The 17,849-nt window shown below is 66.7% G+C and carries 16 protein-coding genes; 4 read left to right on the top strand and 12 right to left on the bottom strand.

The genetic code is table 11. The features are described from left to right. Positions 1-170: 170 nt before the first annotated feature. The 5 genes from dnaK to BM113_RS13985 form a co-directional block, all read right to left on the bottom strand. The gene (gene dnaK / locus BM113_RS14005; RefSeq protein ID WP_089788688.1) at positions 171-2,177 is read right to left on the bottom strand and encodes a molecular chaperone DnaK; all 2,007 of its coding nucleotides are present in this window, start codon (positions 2,175-2,177) and stop codon (positions 171-173) included. A gap of 175 nt (positions 2,178-2,352) precedes the next feature. Then, the gene (gene grpE / locus BM113_RS14000) at positions 2,353-3,585 is read right to left on the bottom strand and encodes a nucleotide exchange factor GrpE (RefSeq protein WP_089788687.1); all 1,233 of its coding nucleotides are present in this window, start codon (positions 3,583-3,585) and stop codon (positions 2,353-2,355) included. Between the two features lie 204 nt (positions 3,586-3,789). Continuing rightward, positions 3,790-4,128, bottom strand: a complete 339-nt coding sequence (locus tag BM113_RS13995) for a HalOD1 output domain-containing protein (RefSeq protein ID WP_089788686.1) — start codon at positions 4,126-4,128, stop codon at positions 3,790-3,792. 47 nt (positions 4,129-4,175) lie between these two features. Beyond that, a complete protein-coding gene (locus tag BM113_RS13990; RefSeq protein WP_089788856.1) occupies positions 4,176-5,339 on the bottom strand; it encodes a helix-turn-helix domain-containing protein in 1,164 nt (387 codons plus the stop codon). Positions 5,340-5,468: 129 nt separating this feature from the next. Further along, the gene (locus tag BM113_RS13985) at positions 5,469-6,443 is read right to left on the bottom strand and encodes an acetamidase/formamidase family protein (protein WP_089788685.1); all 975 of its coding nucleotides are present in this window, start codon (positions 6,441-6,443) and stop codon (positions 5,469-5,471) included. A gap of 148 nt (positions 6,444-6,591) precedes the next feature. Here BM113_RS13985 and BM113_RS13980 point away from each other — a divergent pair, with 148 nt between their 5' ends. After that, entirely contained in the window at positions 6,592-8,097 is a 1,506-nt protein-coding gene (locus BM113_RS13980) for a DEAD/DEAH box helicase (RefSeq protein ID WP_089788684.1), read from the top strand. A gap of 109 nt (positions 8,098-8,206) precedes the next feature. Here BM113_RS13980 and BM113_RS13975 read toward each other — a convergent pair whose 3' ends face one another. After that, positions 8,207-10,078, bottom strand: a complete 1,872-nt coding sequence (locus BM113_RS13975) for an MASE3 domain-containing protein (protein WP_089788855.1) — start codon at positions 10,076-10,078, stop codon at positions 8,207-8,209. Positions 10,079-10,378: 300 nt separating this feature from the next. Then, positions 10,379-10,699, bottom strand: a complete 321-nt coding sequence (locus tag BM113_RS13970; protein ID WP_177209176.1) for a sensory rhodopsin transducer — start codon at positions 10,697-10,699, stop codon at positions 10,379-10,381. A gap of 129 nt (positions 10,700-10,828) precedes the next feature. Between BM113_RS13970 and BM113_RS13965 the strand changes: the two genes are divergently transcribed. Continuing rightward, positions 10,829-11,368: a CBS domain-containing protein gene (locus BM113_RS13965; protein ID WP_089788682.1), complete on the top strand. Its 540-nt coding sequence runs from the start codon at positions 10,829-10,831 to the stop codon at positions 11,366-11,368. 31 nt (positions 11,369-11,399) lie between these two features. Here BM113_RS13965 and BM113_RS13960 read toward each other — a convergent pair whose 3' ends face one another. The 4 genes from BM113_RS13960 to BM113_RS13945 form a co-directional block, all read right to left on the bottom strand. After that, complete coding sequence (locus BM113_RS13960; RefSeq protein WP_089788681.1) at positions 11,400-12,638, bottom strand: pyridoxal phosphate-dependent aminotransferase; 1,239 nt, start codon at positions 12,636-12,638, stop codon at positions 11,400-11,402. After that, the gene (locus tag BM113_RS13955) at positions 12,635-13,120 is read right to left on the bottom strand and encodes an Lrp/AsnC family transcriptional regulator (protein ID WP_007141880.1); all 486 of its coding nucleotides are present in this window, start codon (positions 13,118-13,120) and stop codon (positions 12,635-12,637) included. Before BM113_RS13955 ends, BM113_RS13960 begins: the two co-directional genes overlap by 4 nt. Before the next feature lie 113 nt (positions 13,121-13,233). Then, on the bottom strand, positions 13,234-14,517 hold the full coding sequence (locus BM113_RS13950; RefSeq protein WP_089788680.1) for a hypothetical protein: 1,284 nt from the start codon (positions 14,515-14,517) through the stop codon (positions 13,234-13,236). A 146-nt stretch (positions 14,518-14,663) separates the two neighbouring features. Next, positions 14,664-15,260: a hypothetical protein gene (locus BM113_RS13945; RefSeq protein WP_089788679.1), complete on the bottom strand. Its 597-nt coding sequence runs from the start codon at positions 15,258-15,260 to the stop codon at positions 14,664-14,666. Between the two features lie 111 nt (positions 15,261-15,371). Here BM113_RS13945 and BM113_RS13940 point away from each other — a divergent pair, with 111 nt between their 5' ends. Together BM113_RS13940 and BM113_RS13935 are read left to right on the top strand one after the other, a co-directional pair. Further along, the gene (locus BM113_RS13940; protein ID WP_089788678.1) at positions 15,372-15,935 is read left to right on the top strand and encodes a thioredoxin family protein; all 564 of its coding nucleotides are present in this window, start codon (positions 15,372-15,374) and stop codon (positions 15,933-15,935) included. 123 nt (positions 15,936-16,058) lie between these two features. Continuing rightward, entirely contained in the window at positions 16,059-17,219 is a 1,161-nt protein-coding gene (locus BM113_RS13935; protein WP_089788677.1) for a mechanosensitive ion channel family protein, read from the top strand. Between the two features lie 115 nt (positions 17,220-17,334). Here the strand turns inward: BM113_RS13935 and BM113_RS13930 are convergent, their stop codons facing one another. Beyond that, positions 17,335-17,820, bottom strand: a complete 486-nt coding sequence (locus BM113_RS13930; protein WP_089788676.1) for a twin-arginine translocation signal domain-containing protein — start codon at positions 17,818-17,820, stop codon at positions 17,335-17,337. Positions 17,821-17,849: the final 29 nt, after the last annotated feature.

Raw genomic sequence — 17,849 nt, 5'->3', positions numbered from 1 at the left:
ACGAACGAAGGCTGTGAACGGGACGCGAGTGGCGAGCGACGGCACACTCGAGAGGGGGATCGGCGAATCCTCGAGTCCGATCCGACTACGGTGACGCGCTTCGCGTTCGTACAGTTAGCGACCACGACGGCACCCCGAACGGCGAACGGGGTCGCCGTCGCGGGCGTCGTTTACTCCTCGTCGTCCTCGTCGAAGTCGACGTCCTCGAAGTCGGCGTCGACGTACTCCTCGTCGTCCTCGGCACCGGCGGCGCCCGCACCGGCACCGGCGCCCGGACCGGGGTTCGGGCCGCCGCCCATACCGCCCATGCCGCCGGGGCCGGCACCCGCAGCGCCGCCCGCGGCACCGCCAGCAGCGCCGCCGGCGCCCGCTGCGCCCTCGGCCTGCTGCTGGTAGACCTGCTTGCCGATTTCCTGGAGTTCCTGGCTCAGTTCCTCGGTCGCCGTCTCGATCTCCTCGGCGTCGGCCTCGCCGTCGTCGATCGTCTCCTCGAGGTCCTCGATGGCCGCCTCGATCGTCTCTCGGAGGTCGTCGTCGACCTGCTCGTCGTTCTCCTCTAAGAGTTTCTCGGCGCGCTGGATCGTCGCCTCGGCCGTGTTGCGGGCCTCGATGCGCTCGCGGCGCTTCTGGTCCTCCTCGGCGTGCTCTTCGGCCTCCTGCTGCAGGCGCTCGATCTCGTCGTCCGAGAGGCCGGCGCCGCCCTCGATGGTGATCTCCTCGCTCTCGCCGGAGCCTTTGTCCTCGGCGGAGACGTTGACGATCCCGTTCTCGTCGATGGAGAACGTGACCTCGATCTGGGGCGTTCCGGCGGGTGCCGGCGGGATGCCGGTCAGGTGGAACTCGCCGAGCAGTTCGTTCTCCTCGGCGATCTCGCGTTCACCCTGGAAGACCCGGACCTGGACGGTGGTCTGGTTGTCCGCCGCCGTGGTGAAGATTTTGGATTCTTCGGTGGGAATCGTCGTGTTCTTCTCGATCAGGCGCTCGAAGAGCCCGCCCTTGACCTCGATACCGAGCGAGAGCGGGGTGACGTCCAGCAGGACGATGTCGTCGACCTCGCCGCCGAGGACGCCGCCCTGGATCGCCGCGCCCAGCGCGACGGCCTCGTCGGGATTGACGTTCTTCTGGGGCTCCTGTCCGGTGAGTTGCTCTACCTTCGCCTCGACCTGGGGCATCCGGGTCGAACCGCCGACGAGCAGCACTTCGTCGATGTCGCTTTTCTCGTAATCGGCGTCCTCGAGGGCCTGCTCGGTCGGTTCGACGGTCCGCTCGATGAGGTCCTCGGTCAGCGACTCGAACTTCGCGCGGGTGAGCGACTTCTCGAGGTGGATGGGTCCGTCGTCCGTCGCGGTAATGAACGGCAGGTTGATCTCGGTCTCTTTGCGCGAGGAGAGTTCGATCTTGGCCTCCTCGGCGGCGTCTTTCAGCCGCTGGAGGGCCTGGCGGTCCTCGCGGAGGTCGATGCCGTGTTCGTCCTCGAACTCCTCGGCGAGCCAGTCGATGATCGCCTGGTCCCAGTCGTCGCCGCCGAGGTCGTTGTCACCGTTGGTGGCGACGACCTCGTAGACGCCCCCGCCGAGATCGAGGATGGAGACGTCGAAGGTGCCACCACCGAGGTCGTAGACGAGCACGGTCTGGTCGGACTCGTCGTCGAGCCCGTAGGCCATCGACGCGGCGGTGGGCTCGTTGACGATGCGCTCGACCTCGAAGCCGGCGATCTCGCCGGCGTCCTTGGTCGCCTGGCGCTGGCGGTCCGAGAAGTACGCGGGGACCGTGATGACGGCCTTCTCGACCTCGTCGCCGAGGTACTCCTCGGCGTCGCGCTTGATCTTCTGGAGGATCATCGCCGAGATCTCTTCGGGCGTGTACTCCTCGTCGTCGTCGCCGGACTCCGTCCGGCTGCTCGAGGGATCTTCCGATCCCTCGCTGATCTCGACGGTGTAGTCGTCCTCGCCCATGTGGCGCTTGATCGACTGGATCGTGCGCTCGGGGTTCTGGACGGCCTGGTTCTTCGCCGGTTTCCCGACGAGTCGTTCGTCGTCCTCGGTGAAGGCGACGACGGAGGGCGTCGTTCGTTCGCCTTCCGCGTTGGCGATGATCTCCGGATCGCCGCCTTCCATCACCGCGAACGCGCTGTTCGTCGTCCCGAGGTCGATTCCGAGAATCTTGTTGCTCGCCATTATGGAGTGGATTGTGCGCACTTTGGTTTAAACGTTACTAGCTCGAGTCAGGTCGCGAATAAAAGCGCAGCGGGCGGTACGATCGGGGGCGACCGTGATCGGGACGAATCGAGTCGCCTCGAGATGGGTTGCTCGAGCGAAACCAAAACGCGATTCGGCCGGAGAAGGAAGCGTCTTACTCGTCGGCCTCGGCGTCTCCGGCGACCTCGCCGCCGAGTTCGATCGCTTCGTCGCCCTCGTTCTCGCCGTCGTTTTCGTCGCTGGCCTCGTCCGACTCCGCCTCTCTCTCACTGTCGTCGGAGTCGTCGGGGGTCCCGTCCGCGTCCTCGCCGCTGTCGGCTTCGTCGGCGGCAGACTGGGCCTCCGCGTCCTCGTCCGCGTCCTCGTCCGCGTCCTCGTCGGCTTCGGCCTCCGCATCGCCTTCGTCCTCGGCGAGTTCACCGTTCGAAACCGTCACCTGCGCGTGCTGGATGACCTTGTCGCCCATCTCGTAGCCCGGCGTGTAGACGTCGGCGACCGTCCCCTCGGGCCGGTCGCTGTCGACTTTCATCATCACTTCGTGACGCTGCGGGTCGACCTCGTCGCCCGGTTCGGGGTCGACCTCCGTGACGTTCTCGTCCTCGAGGATGCGGTCGAACTCCCGGAGGGTCATCTCGACGCCGTCGCGCAGGCTCTCGGCGTCGCCGCTTTCCTCCTCGAGGGCGCGCTTGAGGTTGTCCCGAACGTCGACGAGTCGTTCGACCAGGTCCTCTGTCGCGCGGTCCTTGATCTGCTGTTGACGCTTCTTGGCCCGCTTCTTGTAGTTCTGGAAGTCGGCCTGCTTGCGCTTGAGGCGGCTCTTCAGGTCCTCGATCTCCTCCTCGTACTCCTCGAGTTGCTCGTCGCGCTCCTCGATCGCCCGTTCGCGGGCCTCGAGTTCCTCCTGGAGCTGGCCGATCGTCTCGGCCTGGGACTCGACGCGCTCGGAGAGGTCCTCGAGTTCCTCGCGCTGGTGGGAAACGGTGCCCGAGAGGTCCCGCGCCTGGTCGACGATGGAGTTGACCTTGTGGGCGAGTTCGTCGTCGTACTCGGTGACGCGGTCGAGGATGCGCTGGACGTCGGCGCTGGTTTCCGGGACGTGGTCGTCTTCGGGTTCGGATTTGGAGTCCGACTCGGAGTTCGACTCGGGGTCGGACCCCACCTCCGCGTCGGCCGACGCCGCCGGGGTCGAATCGTCGCTTGCAGCCTCCGTTTCGTCGCCCGCGTCGTCGCCGCGCGCCGAGTCGCCGTCGGACGCGTCCGGTTCGGTTTCTGGTTCCGTTTCGGCTCCGGCAGCCGACCGTTCGTCGGCAGTCGTCTCGCCGTCGTCGGATTCCTCCTCTGACGGGACACCCTGGGCCGAATGGTTCGTGCCCTCGTCTTCGCTCATGTTCGGGTCAACGAACAGCGGTAATAAAAGGGTTGAGGTCACCGCTCACGCGGGGGCAAATCACCTCCCGTAGTATCCGAGCAGTATCGGTTCCCGGAACACGTCCGCCGGCCGGCAATGGGGAGACTGCGCTCGGAACCCCCTCATTCCCGACCGAAGTCGTGGCTCGAGTACTCGCGCCGGTCCAGAAACCAGAAACCGCGGCTACCGACCGGGTACTTCGACCACGACGTCGCCGCGAGCCGAGACCGTAACGGGACAGTCCATGTAGGAAAACGTCACCTCGAGGCTGGTCTCCCGGTTCCGGGGGGACGAACGCACGAGCGTTTCCAGGGCTTCGGTGTCGACGCTTTCGAACAGCGGCGGCAACTCGAGGGGGTCGCGGTCGACGACGGTCGCGACGGTTTCGACGACGGCGACGACGACCGAATCGTCGCTCGCGTCGAATCGGGCGTGGACGACTTCGGTGAGGTCGCTCTCGGCGGGCGTATGATCGGGGGACTGGGACGGACCGGAATCGGACCGGGTCAGGTGGTCGCTCATTGCACGTCCGTACGGGAACCCTCGACGTAAGCGCGGACGCTGACTAGTCAGCGTGCCCTCTCCCCCGACTTTTCGTACAGCTGTCGGAAGACGGTCCGCTGGGCCTTGCGGAGGTGCTGGTTGAACGTCTGTCTGGTCACGCCGAACCGCTCCGAGAGCTCGTCGCCGGTGCTGGTCCGGGGGGTATCGAAGTAGCCGCTGAAGTACGCCGCCTCGAGCGCAGCGAACTGCCGGTCGGTGAGTTCGTCGACGACGACGTCGTACAGCAGATGCGGCGAGTAGACGAGTTCCTCGGCCACCAGTTCGACCTCGGGGTGGAACGCCCGGATGCCCTCCGCGGCCAGCCGGTGATCGACGTCGCCCGGCAGGTCACCGAGAAAGCGGACCTCGTCGTGGGCGATGACGACGGCGATTGGGTGGCCGCCGAGTTCCTGGAACACCTCCGAGACCGTCGCGGACTCGGCGCGGGCCTCGACTCGGCTGTAGCCGTCGGCCGTACTGAGCAGGCGGACGTCGACGTAGTGGGGGACCTCCTCGACGGCGGTGACGAACGCGCCCGCGGTGAGGTCCGTCGTCCCCATGTACTGGACGGTCGCCCCGTCGGGCATCGAGACGACCGATTCGACCTCGATCCGCCACTCGCCGCGATCGACCCGGAGGGAGGGCGGCACCGCCGATCCGTCGGTTCGGAACTCGAGTCGGCGCATGTGGTCGCTCGTCAACCGCTCCTCGCGGCGTTTCAGGGCGGTCACGTCCTCGAAGGAGACGACGACGGACTCGACCGTGCCGTCCTCGTCTTTCACCGGCGCGGAGTTGGACGTCAGCCACCGTTCCGAGCCGTCCGGTCGCTCGATCCAGTGTTCGAATCCGAAGACGGACTCGCCGGTCTCGAGGACGGACGTCACCGGATGCTCCTCCCTGGGGATGCACGCGCCGTCGTCGTCGTGGATCTTCCAGTCCGCCGCTCCGTACCGTCGGCTGGTGATCTCCTCACGGGAGAGCCCGAGCGTTTCGGCGGCCCGAGCGTTCGCGAAGACGATACAGCCGTCCGAGTCGACGATCACCGTGCTGATGGGCCCGACGTCGAACGCGCGGCGCGCGAGGTCGGCGGGGAGGGTTCGATCGTCGTCGCAGTCGGATCCGGACTCGTCGGTCGCCGTCTCCGGTCCGGAGTCGGGCGTCGCTCCGTCGAATCCGTCCTCGTCAGTCATCGCCCCGTGTCGGGTCCGCGCCTCCGATCGGCCGGAACGCGAGCGCTCGGTGTCGATCCATGCCTCTCGTATGCGCCCGATCGACAAATGTGTTCCACCGACGCCGAACGGCCCGTCTTCGAATCGCCATCAGTCGGGAAAGACGCTCTCCGGGAGGTACGCGGAGACGGTCGAGGTCGGCTCGTTGACCAACTGGTTGATCTTCAGGTCGACGGCCGCCGAACAGAGGACGTACGACTGCTCCCGGGAGAGACCCCGCTCCGCGTGGAGGTGGTCTATCATCCCGCAGACGGCGTCTCTCGCCGCCTCGCGTACGCCGTCCCCGAGCCCGATCGTCCCGACCATCGGCTCGTCGCTGCCGGTCGGCGTGAACGGCCCGTCGGTCTCGAACCGCGGGCGATCGATCTCGAGGTCCGACCGGACGGTGAGCCGACAGGTGACCGACATCGGCGCTTCGATCCCCGAGACACAGACCTCCCCGTCGCCCTGGGCGGCGTGGCAGTCGCCGATGCTGAACAGCGCGCCCTCGACCTCGACCGGGAGGGACAGCGTCGATCCCGCCCCGAGGTGTTTGACGTCGAGGTTGCCGCCGACCGCCCGCGGCGGGTTCGTGTCGTGCTCGCCGTCCGCGGCGGGGGCGACGCCGACGATACCGGGGAACGGAGTCAGCGGTACCTCGATCCCGTCGACGAAGCGAGCGACGCCGTCCGCGAGGTCCCAGACGTGGATCGCCGGCTCCGGGAACTCCTCGGGGAGCAACCCCATCCCCGACTCTCCCGGGAGGACGAGGGTGTACCCCCAGCCGCGGTGCTCGAGGCCGAGCACCTCCACCTGGAGAACGTCCCCGGGTTCGGCCCCCTCGACGGCGATCGGCCCCGTCAGCGCGTGCACCTGGTCGACGTCCAGCGTAGCCAGGTCCGCGACCGTCGCGTCCGGACCGAGTTGCCCGTTGGTCGCGTCCCGGCACTCGATCTCGAGGACGTCGCCGGACGCGACGGTCAGGACGGGCTCGAGGCCGTTGTTCCAGGCGCCGTGAACGGCGTCGTCGGTTGCGTCTACCCGATGGTCGACGGCGGGGGCGTCGACCGCGGAATCGCTCGCCATCGACGTCCTACAGGGCTCGGACGAGCATAAAGGTCTCTGGGGGCGCAACGGCTCTCGAGCGTCGCCAGCCACGGATTCCGGGTCGGCTCCCGGTTCCGGCCCCGATCGATCCCGACAGTATTTGACCATCGATCCCCCAGTTCGAGCCGTGAGGCGGTCCGCCACGCCCGAGTCGCCGATCGAACTCCGCTACGAGGACGGGACGGTCCGCATCGACGGCCTCGAGGAGGCCACGGTCCGCCGATTGTGGGAACGGCAACCGGAACTCGAACTCGAACTCGAGGACGATCCCCGAACGGGCGGCCATCGCGTCCCCGCCCTGCGGTACGCTCCGCTCCGTCACGCGCTGGCGGCGGCGTTCGACCCCACGGCGATCGACGACCGGGTCCTCTCCCTGCCGTCCGTTCCCGACCTGGACTCGACGTACGAACTCCGCGAGTACCAGCACGAGGCGCTCGCGGACTGGCTCGAGACCGACCGCTGGACGGGGTCCGGAGGCGACTTCGCCTCCGACGCTCCGCAGCGCGCACCCGCCGGCGTCCTCGAACTCCCCACCGGCAGCGGAAAGACCGTCATCGCGCTGGCCGCGATCGAACGGCTCGGCGTCCCGACGCTCGTCGTCGTCCCGACGATCGACCTCCAGGAGCAGTGGCTCGACGAACTCGAGGCGGAGTTCGGGGCCTCGGCCTCGAACGTGGGCCTCGGGGGATCGGACGGCGTCGCGATCGGCCGTTTCGGCGGCGGCGAGCAACGCCGCGAACCGATCACCGTCTCCACCTACGACTCCGCCTACCGCAAGGCCGACGCCGTCGGCGACCGGTTCGGCCTCGTCGTCTTCGACGAGGTCCACCACCTCGGCGGCGAGGGCTACCGCGAGATCGCCCGCCTGCTGGCCGCACCCGCGCGACTCGGCCTGACCGCGACCTTCGAACGACCGGACGGGGCCCACGAGGTCGTCGAGCGGATCGTCGGGCCGCTGGTCCACCGGATCGACGCGGACGAACTCGCCGGCGACCACCTCGCTTCCTACGACGTCAAGCGCCTCGAGGTGTCGCTGACCCCCGAGGAGCGCGAGGAATACGAGCACAATCAGGAGACGTTCACCGACTACCTCGCGCGGTCGAACATTCAAATGCGAAGCGGCTCCGACTACCAGGAACTCGTCAAACGCTCCGGTTCCGATCCCGCCGCGCGGGAGGCCCTGCTCGCCCGCCAGCGCGCCCGCGAGATCGCCCGCGGCAGTGAGGCGAAACTCGACGCCCTCGAGTCGATCCTCGATCGACACCGCGACGCCCGCACGATCGTCTTCACGGCGCACAACGACCTCGCGTACGACGTCAGCGAGCGGTTCCTGATCCCGACGATCACCCACCGGACCGCCACCCCGGAACGGCGAGAGATCCTGGAGCGGTTCCGCGAGGGGACCTACAGCCGGATCGCGACCTCGAACGTCCTCGACGAGGGGGTCGACGTCCCCGACGCCTCGGTCGCGGTCGTGCTCTCGGGTAGCGGCAGCGAACGGGAGTTCACCCAGCGGCTCGGCCGGATCCTGCGCCCGAAAGCGGACGGACGGCGGGCGCTGCTGTACGAGGTCGTCACCGAAAACACGTCCGAAGAGCGTGTCTCACGCCGCCGACGGAGCGGTTCGTCGTAGAGACCGCACTCGAGGATCGCCCCGTCGTATCCAAACCGATTGGCGAACCGTCGCGATGGACTCCCCGGCGTGGGCGTGGACGGTCCGCTGTTCGACCCGATTAGGCTGGTCATCTGGGCGGGTTCACTACGTGCTTCTTCTCGGCCGACGCCCGTGGGAGAGCGAGAGTGACAACGCTACCGCGGGGATCGGCGTCGTCGAAATGGAGCACCCCGCCGGATTTCGCGACGATCTGGTCGACTAGCCACAGCCCCATGCCGCTGCTGTGGAGGAGCGCGCTGATGTCCGCGTCTTCCGAGATTACCCGCTGTTCCGCGGCGGGGATTCCCGGTCCGTCGTCTTCGACACGGACCTCGACCCGCCCGTCGACGGACCACACAGCGATCGTGACCGCCGGGTGCTCTCGATCGGAGTGGACGATCGCGTTCTCGACGACCTCCGTGAGGGCCTGCTCGATTTCGGGGAGTGTACGCACTTGCACGTCCTCGAACTCCTCGACGGCGATCGCTGCCTCGGGGTGTCGACGCTGCAACTCCTCGGAGACCGATTCGATCACCTCCGCCAGGGAAAGCGGCCGCCTGTTCGAGGGCTCGAGGAGGAGTTCGACGATTTCCCGTTGCTTCTCGGCGTGCTCGAGGACTCGGTTGCCCTCGTCGGCGATCACTGATGCCCGCTGGGCGACGTCGTCGGAGGCGTCCTCCGCGATCGTCTCCGCGTTCCCTATGATCACGCTCATCTCGTTGCGGATGTTGTGCCGGAGTACGCGACCCAGGACCTGCAACTGCGTGACGCTCCGTTGCAGGTCGCTCTCCAGTTCCGCTTCGTAGGCTTTCTGCTCAGTGATATCGTCGTTAACTGCAACGAAGTGCTGGATCTCCTCGTCGTCACCCACGATCGGCGCGGCCGTCTGAGAGATGACGAACCGCTCGCCGTTCTTGCGTTCGTTGATGATTTCGCCTTCCCAGACCTCGCCGTTCTGGATGGTCCCCCAGAACTCCTCGTAGAATCGATCGTCGTGTTCGCCAGAGCTGAGAATGTGGGGGTTGCGCCCGGTCGCCTCCGCCGCCGAGTAGCCCGTCATCTCTTCCCACGACTGGTTCACGTACTGGATCGTTCCCTCGGCGTCGGTGATCATAATCGCGTGGCCGGAGTAGTCGGCCGCCTTCTTGAACTTGCGAGTTTCCGCTTCTCGCCGAGCGATCTCCCGGTAGAGCGTCTTCTGGGGGTCCCGAATTCCTGTCTTCACTACGGCGAGGTAGACCAGGTAAAACGAGCCCATCTTGAAGAAGTGGCCGACGGCGTTCGAGATCCCGTACACGTCGACGTAGAACGTGAAGGCGAGTTCCGCCCCCATCGTCAGCACGATCGACGCGGCAAGCAGTTGGTACACCCGCGTCGCGAACCGTTCCCGGAAGCCGTACAGCAGGGCAAGAGTGATCGCGAGAAGTCCGACAATGCCGTACTCGCTGCTGATCTTGAACGAGGTGAGGCCGCTCCCTTCCACGTACGTCGTCGGAAAGACATCGAACACGAAGACGGTGCTCAGACCGATCCCGACGACGAGCGCGTAGGCCGCGGCGAGGAACGATAGCGTCCGCTCGTCCCACTGGACGTCCACGGAGGTTCGCCGGGCAGCCACAAACCCGAGGAGCGCCGCGCCCAGCAACGACCAGGCTTCGACGTACCGTCCGAATATCCAGAGCTGCGTCGGAAGATCCGCGCCCGCCTCCGGAAACACTCCCATGCCTTTGTACGCGAGCGTATGAAGAAGATCGACTCCACCGATAAACAGGTAACTGACGCCCATGACGGCGATGAATGGGCTCTCGATGTCCTCGATCGCATGCCAGGAGAGGATGAACACGGAGAAGGCGACGAGGATGCTGAAAACTTCCACGAGACCGTGAAAGAGCAGGTAGTTCCGGAATTGGACCACGTAGAGCGCGCTCACGCCACCGATCAAGACCAGGGCGGACGTCATCGATACCGTCGGACGATCTGGCCCGATCACCACGTTTTCACATCCGCTGTTATTATCGGATCGATGAAAAAATCTTCCGGCTCGAGCGGTGGGAAGTTCACCGATCCACAGGTGGGAAACGGTACTCACGGCCTCTCTCGGGACGAGAGGTTGCTAGATATACCGATGTAGACGCTCAAACGGTCGGCCGTTCTGCGACGGTTCGCACAGGGCGACGGCGGACGAGGACGGCCCTGTGACTGACAGGGACGAGACTCCCTCTCCGTACGCGACCGTCGAGAGCAACGCGTTCTCGGCCTGTCACGAGTCCAACCGCGTATGTTGGCAGACCACTGGGATGTCCGACTCGATCACGCTCGCGAACGGCTCGCCTTTCGGGACGGGCTCAGGGTCCTCGAACTCGTTGAACCGAAAGTGTCTGGTCCGGTTCGCGGGGACCTCCGTCTCGTAAGGCCCGATCGGGTCGCTGTCGGTGAAGTAGACCGTTATCTCGAGCGTCGCGTCCTCGTCCGTGGTGTTGAGGACACAGAGAGACTCGTGGCTAATTAGCTCCGGTTCGGGGCCGGTGCTTTCCCGTGGGATGTAGCCCTCCGGGATCGCCCACGTGTGCTTGCCAGTCATCGGAATCATCGTATCGTCCACGACCGCGTGGATAACCTGCTGGCTTGTACGCTCAGGTGGTCCCGCGGTCGCTTCCCGATACTGGGACCGACCCAAAGTGTTTTTGATAACCCGTGGTTATTGTACCGTATGGAACTCCCGACCCCGGCGGACCTCCGCCAACGGCGTACCGAACTCGGGCTGACCCAGAGCGAACTCGCCGATAAAGCCGAGGTCTCCCAGCCGCTGATCGCCCGGATCGAGGGCGGCGACGTCGACCCGCGCCTCTCGACGCTCCGGCGGATCGTCAACGCCCTCGAGAAAGCCGAAAGCGACGTCATCCGCGCGGAAGACCTGATGAACGAGGCGGTCGTCAGCGTCTCGCCGGACGACTCCGTGGGCGAGGCCGCCCGCAAGATGGAGGAGGAGGCCTACTCCCAGCTCGCGGTGATTCAGGACGGGATCCCCGTCGGCTCGATCAGCCAGAGCGACCTCGTTCACCTCGACTCGGAGGCACGCGACGAGCCCGTCGAAGAACACATGAGCGAGAGCTTCCCGACGGTCTCGAAGGACGCCACGCTCGACGAGATCAGCAACCTGCTCGAGCACTACAAGGCCGTGATGATCACCGAAGCCGGCGAGACGGTCGGGATCATTACCGAGGCCGACATCGCAGCGCGGCTGTCCTGATCGGACCATTCGGCCGCGCTCGAGTCCGTCGTCAGCCTTCGGAGCCCTCGGCGTGCTCGTCGACGAACGCCTCGATCCGCCCCAGCGCCTCACGTAAGTCGGCCAGCCCCGTCGCGTACGAGACGCGGAGGTGACCCTCCCCGCCGGTCCCGAAGACGTCACCCGGGACGACGGCGACGCCCTGTTCGCGGAGCAGTTCCTCGGCGAACTCCTCGCTCGTCCAGCCCTCGGGCACCTCGGGGAAACAGTAGAACGCCCCCCTGGCCTCGAAGACGTCCATACCGATCTCGCGGAACCGCGAGAGGACGAACTGCCGCCGTCGGTCGTACTGATCGACCATGTCCCGGACCTCGTCCCCGCAGGAGTCGAGCGCCTCGAGGGCGGCGTGCTGGGCCGTCGTCGGCGCCGACAGCATCGCGTACTGGTGGATCTTGTTCATCGCGCCCACCGCGTCCGCGGGGGCCAGCGCGTATCCCAGCCGGAGCCCGGTCATCGCGTGAGCCTTCGAGAAGCCGTTGAAGACGACCGTTCGCTCGCGCATCCCCTCGAGGGTTGCGATAGAGGTGTGCTCGCCGTCGCCGTCGTAGGTCAACTCCGCGTAGATCTCGTCGGAGAGGACCAGCAGATCGTGCTCGCGGGCGAACTCGGCGATGGGCTCGAGGTCCGTCTCGCGCATGATCGCCCCCGTCGGGTTGTTCGGGTAACAGAGCACGAGCAGGTCGGCCTCGTCCGCACCGGCCGCCTCGAGGGCGTCGACGGTGAGCCGGAAGTCGTCCTCGCGGTAGGTCGGGACGGGCAGCACCTCCCCGCCGGCGAAGATCACGCCGGGTTCGTAGGAGATGTACGACGGCTGGGCGACGGCGACGGTGTCGCCGGGATCGACGAACGCCCGGAAGGCGAGGTCGACGGCCTCGCTCGCGCCGGCGGTGACGATGATCTCCTCGCCCGGATCGTAGTCCAGGTCGAACCGGTCGTCGGCGTAGTCGGCGATGGCCTCCCGGAGTTCGCGCATCCCCCGGTTGGCCGTATAGGAGGTCTTGCCCTGCTCGAGGGAGGTGATCGCCGCGTCGCGGGCCGCCCAGGGGGCCGCGAAGTCGGGCTCGCCGACCCCGAGCGAGATGACCTCGTCGCGCTCCTCGGCGATTTCGAAGAACCGCCGGATGCCCGAGGGCGGCACCGCCTGCACGCGTTCCGAGGGCTCGAAGTCGAACTCGACCTCGGACTCGGACTCGGACTCGGACTCGAAACCGGCGTCGGACTCGCGGGTCATGGCGAGAACGAGAGACGATCGTCCTCCTCGCCGTCGCCGAGTTCGATCCCTTGCTCCTTGTAGGAAGTCATCACGTAGTGGGTGACCGTCTGGGTGATCTCGGGGACCGGCGCGACCTTCTCGCTGATGAACTGCGACACCTCCCGGATGGAATCGCCCTCGATCTCCATGTCGAAGTCGTAGTCGCCGCTGACCAGCCGGAGCGCCGTCACCTCGGGGAACCGTACGAGGCGCTGGGCGATGTCGTCGTATCCCGTCTCGCGGTCGAGTTCGACGTTGAGTTCGACCTCGGCGCGGACGGTCTCTTCCTCGAGGGCGTCCCAGTCGACGACCGCCCGATAGCCGCGGATTACGCCTGCGGCCTCGAGTTCTTCGATCGCTGCTTCGACCTCGCTCTCCTCGAGGTCGGTCATTCGCGCGATGTCTTCCGCGGAGTATCGCGCGTTCTCTCGAAGCAACTCGAGCACCTCGCGTTCGCTCATACCACCTCGAAGCGCGAGCGCGACCAAAAGTATTGTTCTCGGTCAAAGAATTGTCGGTTCCACACGGACGCGATCGAGCGGGCTGGGAGTCCCATCCATGGCCCGGGCGGGAATCAGCCGGTCGCGGACCTGGCCGCGTCGTACCACGCGGGTGGCTCGACGACGGTCTCGCCGACGTCCTGATACCGGAATTCGATCCGGACGTCCGCCCCGGTCGGGTAGTGGTGGTAGGTGACCTCGAGTTCGAGGACGACCCCGGTCTGTGCGACGAACGCGGTGGCCCGGTAGCCGTCGGTCGCGTTCGCGAGCGGGGCCGGCGGCTCCGTCGCGTTCACGCGGTACCCGACGATCCCGTCGACCAGCGCGGTCGAGACGTCGGCGTCCGGGTCGATCAGGTGCGTTTCGGCGAGGTCGGCCCCGATCCGTGCGCTGTGTCTCGCCGGGTTCGCGTCCGGTGCGAGCGGACGGCGTTCGTACGAGCGGCCACCGTCGCCTTCGACGACGACGTACTCGTAGTCGCCGTCGCCGTACCGTTCCGCGGCGGTCTCCCGGTCGTTACCCCCGAAGTCCGGTCCTGCCTCGAACCGGTAAGCGTCGTCCTCGATCCGGACGCGGAACTCCCCGGGCGGCGTCGCCGCGGGGGTCGCTTCTCGAGGCCCGGCGACCGTGACCTGCAGCGTCAGAGCGTCGATCCCCTCGAGCGCCTCGAGGTGCTCGGCGGCGACGCGGTCGGGATCGTCCACGCCGGTGAGGAAGATCTCCGGCGGCGGCCCCTGGGTACTGCCGGGGGTCCCCTCGAGTCCCGCTCCCTCCTCGGCCGTCAGTGCCGCCGAACCCGCGTTTTCGGCCGTCGACTCCGGGCCGTCCAATCGCGGGTCGGAATCCGGCTCCGCGTCGCCCCGGTCGTCCGGGTCCGTTGCCGCCGGTTCGGCCTCCGACCCCTGTTCGACGGTGGGACCGCCGAGCACGGCCGGGCCGAAGGACAGCGACGCAACGACGATCCCCAATACGGCGCAAACGAGCAGCAGCCTCGCGATCGGGGGTTTTCGGTCGCGGGTTTCGTTCCCCGGGTCGGTCACCAACTCGTCGTCATCGGTCCGAGTCGCGTCCTCGAGGGCCGTCCCGAAGTACTCGCGGAACAGCCGTTCCCCTTCCTCGCGGTCGATCGCGTAGAGCAATCGATCCCGCAGGCTCGCGGGGTCGACGGCGTCGTCGGTCGGAGGAACCTCGACTCTCAGCCGGCGAGTTCGGCCGTCGCGGACGGCGACGACGACGCCTCCCTCCACCGTCGTGTCCCAGCCGCAGGCGTCCCAGAGGGCGGCGACGAACGCCCGCCGTTCGTCCCGCTCGAGGGCCTCGTACAGCGCGGCGAATCGGTCCCTCGAGGGGACGGCCATGTGGCTCCGTTCGAACCGACGGTACAAAAAGCCGGATTTCGTCGGATTTGACGGTCTAAGTAGCTGATTTATCGGTCGAGGGGGAGAAAGAGACACGACGGCTACGGTCGGCGTCCTCGGGGGATCCCGGGACTCGAGCACTGCGGTTATCGGTAGTTCTTGAACAGCAGCGCCCGCACGTCGTCTTTCGTCTGGACCTCTTCGGTCGATCCGTCGGGGAGTTCGACGCTGTAGCGATAGTCCGAGGACGAGGATTCCTCCCACTTGTCGTCGTGGGTCTCGAGGAGGCTCATCATCTCGTCGAGCATGTCGTCGTCGTCGGCTTCGCCGTCTCCGTCACCGTTCGTCCCGGCACCGGCATCGTCGTCGGTCGCGTCCTCGGCGTCGGCATCGTCCGTCCCCTCACTCCCGTCCTCGAGTTCCTCCTCTGTGGCCCCGTCGTCTCCTTCCCCGGAAGCGTCGTCCGCACCGTCTTCGACCGGCTCCTCGTCGTAGGTGAGTTCGTTCGGGTCCGGCTGGCCGTCGATCGCTGCGTCGACGGAGTCCGCGACGTCGTCGGTCGCCGAGGCGTCGAACTCGGCGTCCAGTTCGACGTCTACCTCGTCGCCGAGGTTGTCGATCAGGAACTGGATCGCGTCCTGTTCGCGGACGAACCCGTACCTGCCGACGACGTCCTCGGAGATCTCCGCGCGGAGTCGCTGGATGAACGCGTACTGTTCGTCGGTGACCTCGAGCGTTTGCATACTCCATCGATGTTGCGGGGGGTACAAATATGTGGGCCGTCGGTTTCGGCCGACAGGCGAGGCCGCCGCGCGGACCGCGGTATTAAGACCCGAGCGGTGACACGTTCACGTATGGTCCAACGGGAGTCAGACACCGACCTCGAGGCCGGCGACCACGCCCCGGCGTTCGAACTCGAGGGCGTCGACGGCGAAACGTACCGGCTCGAGTCGTTCGCGGACGACGAGGCGCTGCTGGTGGTGTTCACCTGCAACCACTGTCCGTACGCGCAGGCGAAGTTCGACCTCCTGAACGAACTCGCTGCCGAGTACGACGACGTCTCGGTCGTCGGGATCAACCCCAACGACGCCGAGGAGTACCCGGAGGATTCCCTCGAGAAGATGCGCGAGTACGTCGCGGACGGACGGATCCGGTACGACGCTTACCTCCGGGACGAGAGCCAGGAAGTCGCCGAGGCCTACGGCGCGGAATGCACGCCCGATCCGTTCCTCTTCGAGCGGGCCGACGGCAAGTTCCGCCTCGTCTACCAGGGCCGACTCGACGACGCCCTGAATCCCGACGACGAGCCGACGCGGTATCACATCCGCGAGGCCATCGACGCGGTCCTTGCCGGCGAGGAGGTCGACCTCGAGTGGCAGCCGTCACGTGGCTGTTCGATCAAGTGGCGCGACGGGTAGGCCGCACCGTCGCCCCTCGCCCGCTCGCGTTCGACGGAAATCAGCCCGCCAGCGACTCCGGGCCGAGGTTGAAACTGCCGGGTCTGCATACAAACGGAGTGGACCGCTATCCATCCGTCCGGGATGGTCGGTCGTCATTTTCGCCTTCACGTCTTGCAGTCTTCGCTCCGTCCCGAGCCGGTCCCGCGCATCCAGGACGCGTATCTCGGCTCCCTCCAGAGCCAGTTGCTCGCGACGGTAGCCATCGTCGCCCTCGCGACCGGTGCGGTCCTCGGAATCTCGCGACTGCGGCCCACAGTCGAGCGGCGGTTCGGCTCACAGACGGGCGAGATCGCGTCGATCCTCGCGCTTGCGACGGTCGTCGGCGGAACCGTGTACGCGCTCAGCGTCGTCTGGCGCGTGACGTTCGTGCTCTGGATCACGTTTCGGACGATGACGTTCGGCCGGTGGGTCGCCGCCCAGCAACTCGTCACCGTCGCGCTTCTCGCAACGGCGTATCTCGCCATCAGGGCCGTCAACAGGTCGATCGACAAGGCGGCCGAGACGAAGGCGATCACGAAACACCAGAGCGAGGTCGCCCACCACGTCGCCGACGTGGCGATCGTCTCCTTCGTCGGCGTGGTGATCCTCACGCTGTGGGGGATCGACCTGACGAACGTCTTCATCGGCGCCGGCGCGCTCACGGCCCTCGTCGCGCTTACCGCCCGGGAGACCCTCGCCGCGATGCTGGCCGGGTTCATCCTGCTCTTCTCGAGGCCGTTCCGCGTCGGCGACTGGATCGAGGTCAACGAGACGGACGGGATCGTCACCGACGTCACCATCTTCACGACCAAGATTCAGACGTTCGACGACACCCACGTCCTCGTCCCGAACGACGAGGTGACCGACAGCCAACTCGTCAACTTCTCGCGCAACGACCAGCTCCGGATCGACCTCGAGGTCGGCGTCGACTACGATGCGGACCTCGGGCACGCGCGATCGGTGGCCGTCGACGCCGTTCGGGAGGTCGAGGAGATCAAGAATACGCCGGCCCCGAAGGCGGTGGCAAAGCGGTTCGGCGATTCCGCGATCGCCCTCGAAGTACAGATCTGGATCGCCGACCCGACGAAGCGTCGGGAACACGACGCCCGAACGGCGGCGATCGAGGCGATCCATTCGGCGTTCGACCGGGAGGGCATCGACATCCCGTACCCCCAGCGGACCCACGCGGTTCGGGACGATTCGCTCCGGGTTGCGACTTCCGGTAGCGAGAACGACCATCCGGCATCGACGCTGGGAGAGTAACTGCTGAAGGATGAAGGGTGATGATGGATGACACCGACGGTCGGGTGGTCGACCGCCGGCGGAGACAACGCGATTCGCGACGTTCGATTCCGTCGGGCGATTCCGGTCGGGCGCGCTACTCGACGACGATATCCCCGATCATCGTGGTCTCGTGGGGGTTGCAGACGTAACTGGCCATCTCGCTGCTGGCCGTGAACTCGAGCCACTGGTCTTCGGGTTCGGCGACCTGCTCCGTCGAGAGGTCGTCGACGACGTCGCCGCCATCGTCGCGGATCTCGATGTTGTGCTGGGATCCGTCGCCCTGGGTCCAGCCGATCTCGTAGTCTTCGCCCTCCTGCAGGATCAGCGTCGGGTTCTGCTCGCCTTCGATGTCGCCGGGGGCGAGTCCTTCCCAGCCGGCGGTCTGGCCGTCGAGTTCGATCTGTGTGCCGGGATCGATTTCGAACCCGTCGGAACCGCCATCGTCTTCGTTACCGTTCTCCGTCTCGTCCTCGCCGTCGCCGTCCCCGTCGTTACCCGAACAGCCGGCCACGAGCACGGTCGCACCCGCCGCGCCGGCCGCTTTCAGGAACGTTCGACGGCTCCCTTCGTCAACGGTCATGCGTCGTTCGAACGATAGCCCACCGTCTC

It is taken from the genome of Natronobacterium haloterrestre (genome assembly GCF_900112205.1).
In the GTDB taxonomy this organism is placed as follows: domain Archaea; phylum Halobacteriota; class Halobacteria; order Halobacteriales; family Natrialbaceae; genus Natronobacterium; species Natronobacterium haloterrestre.
The sequence above is the reverse complement of the archived record's forward strand: the minus strand, read 5'-3'. Positions and strand labels throughout refer to the sequence as shown.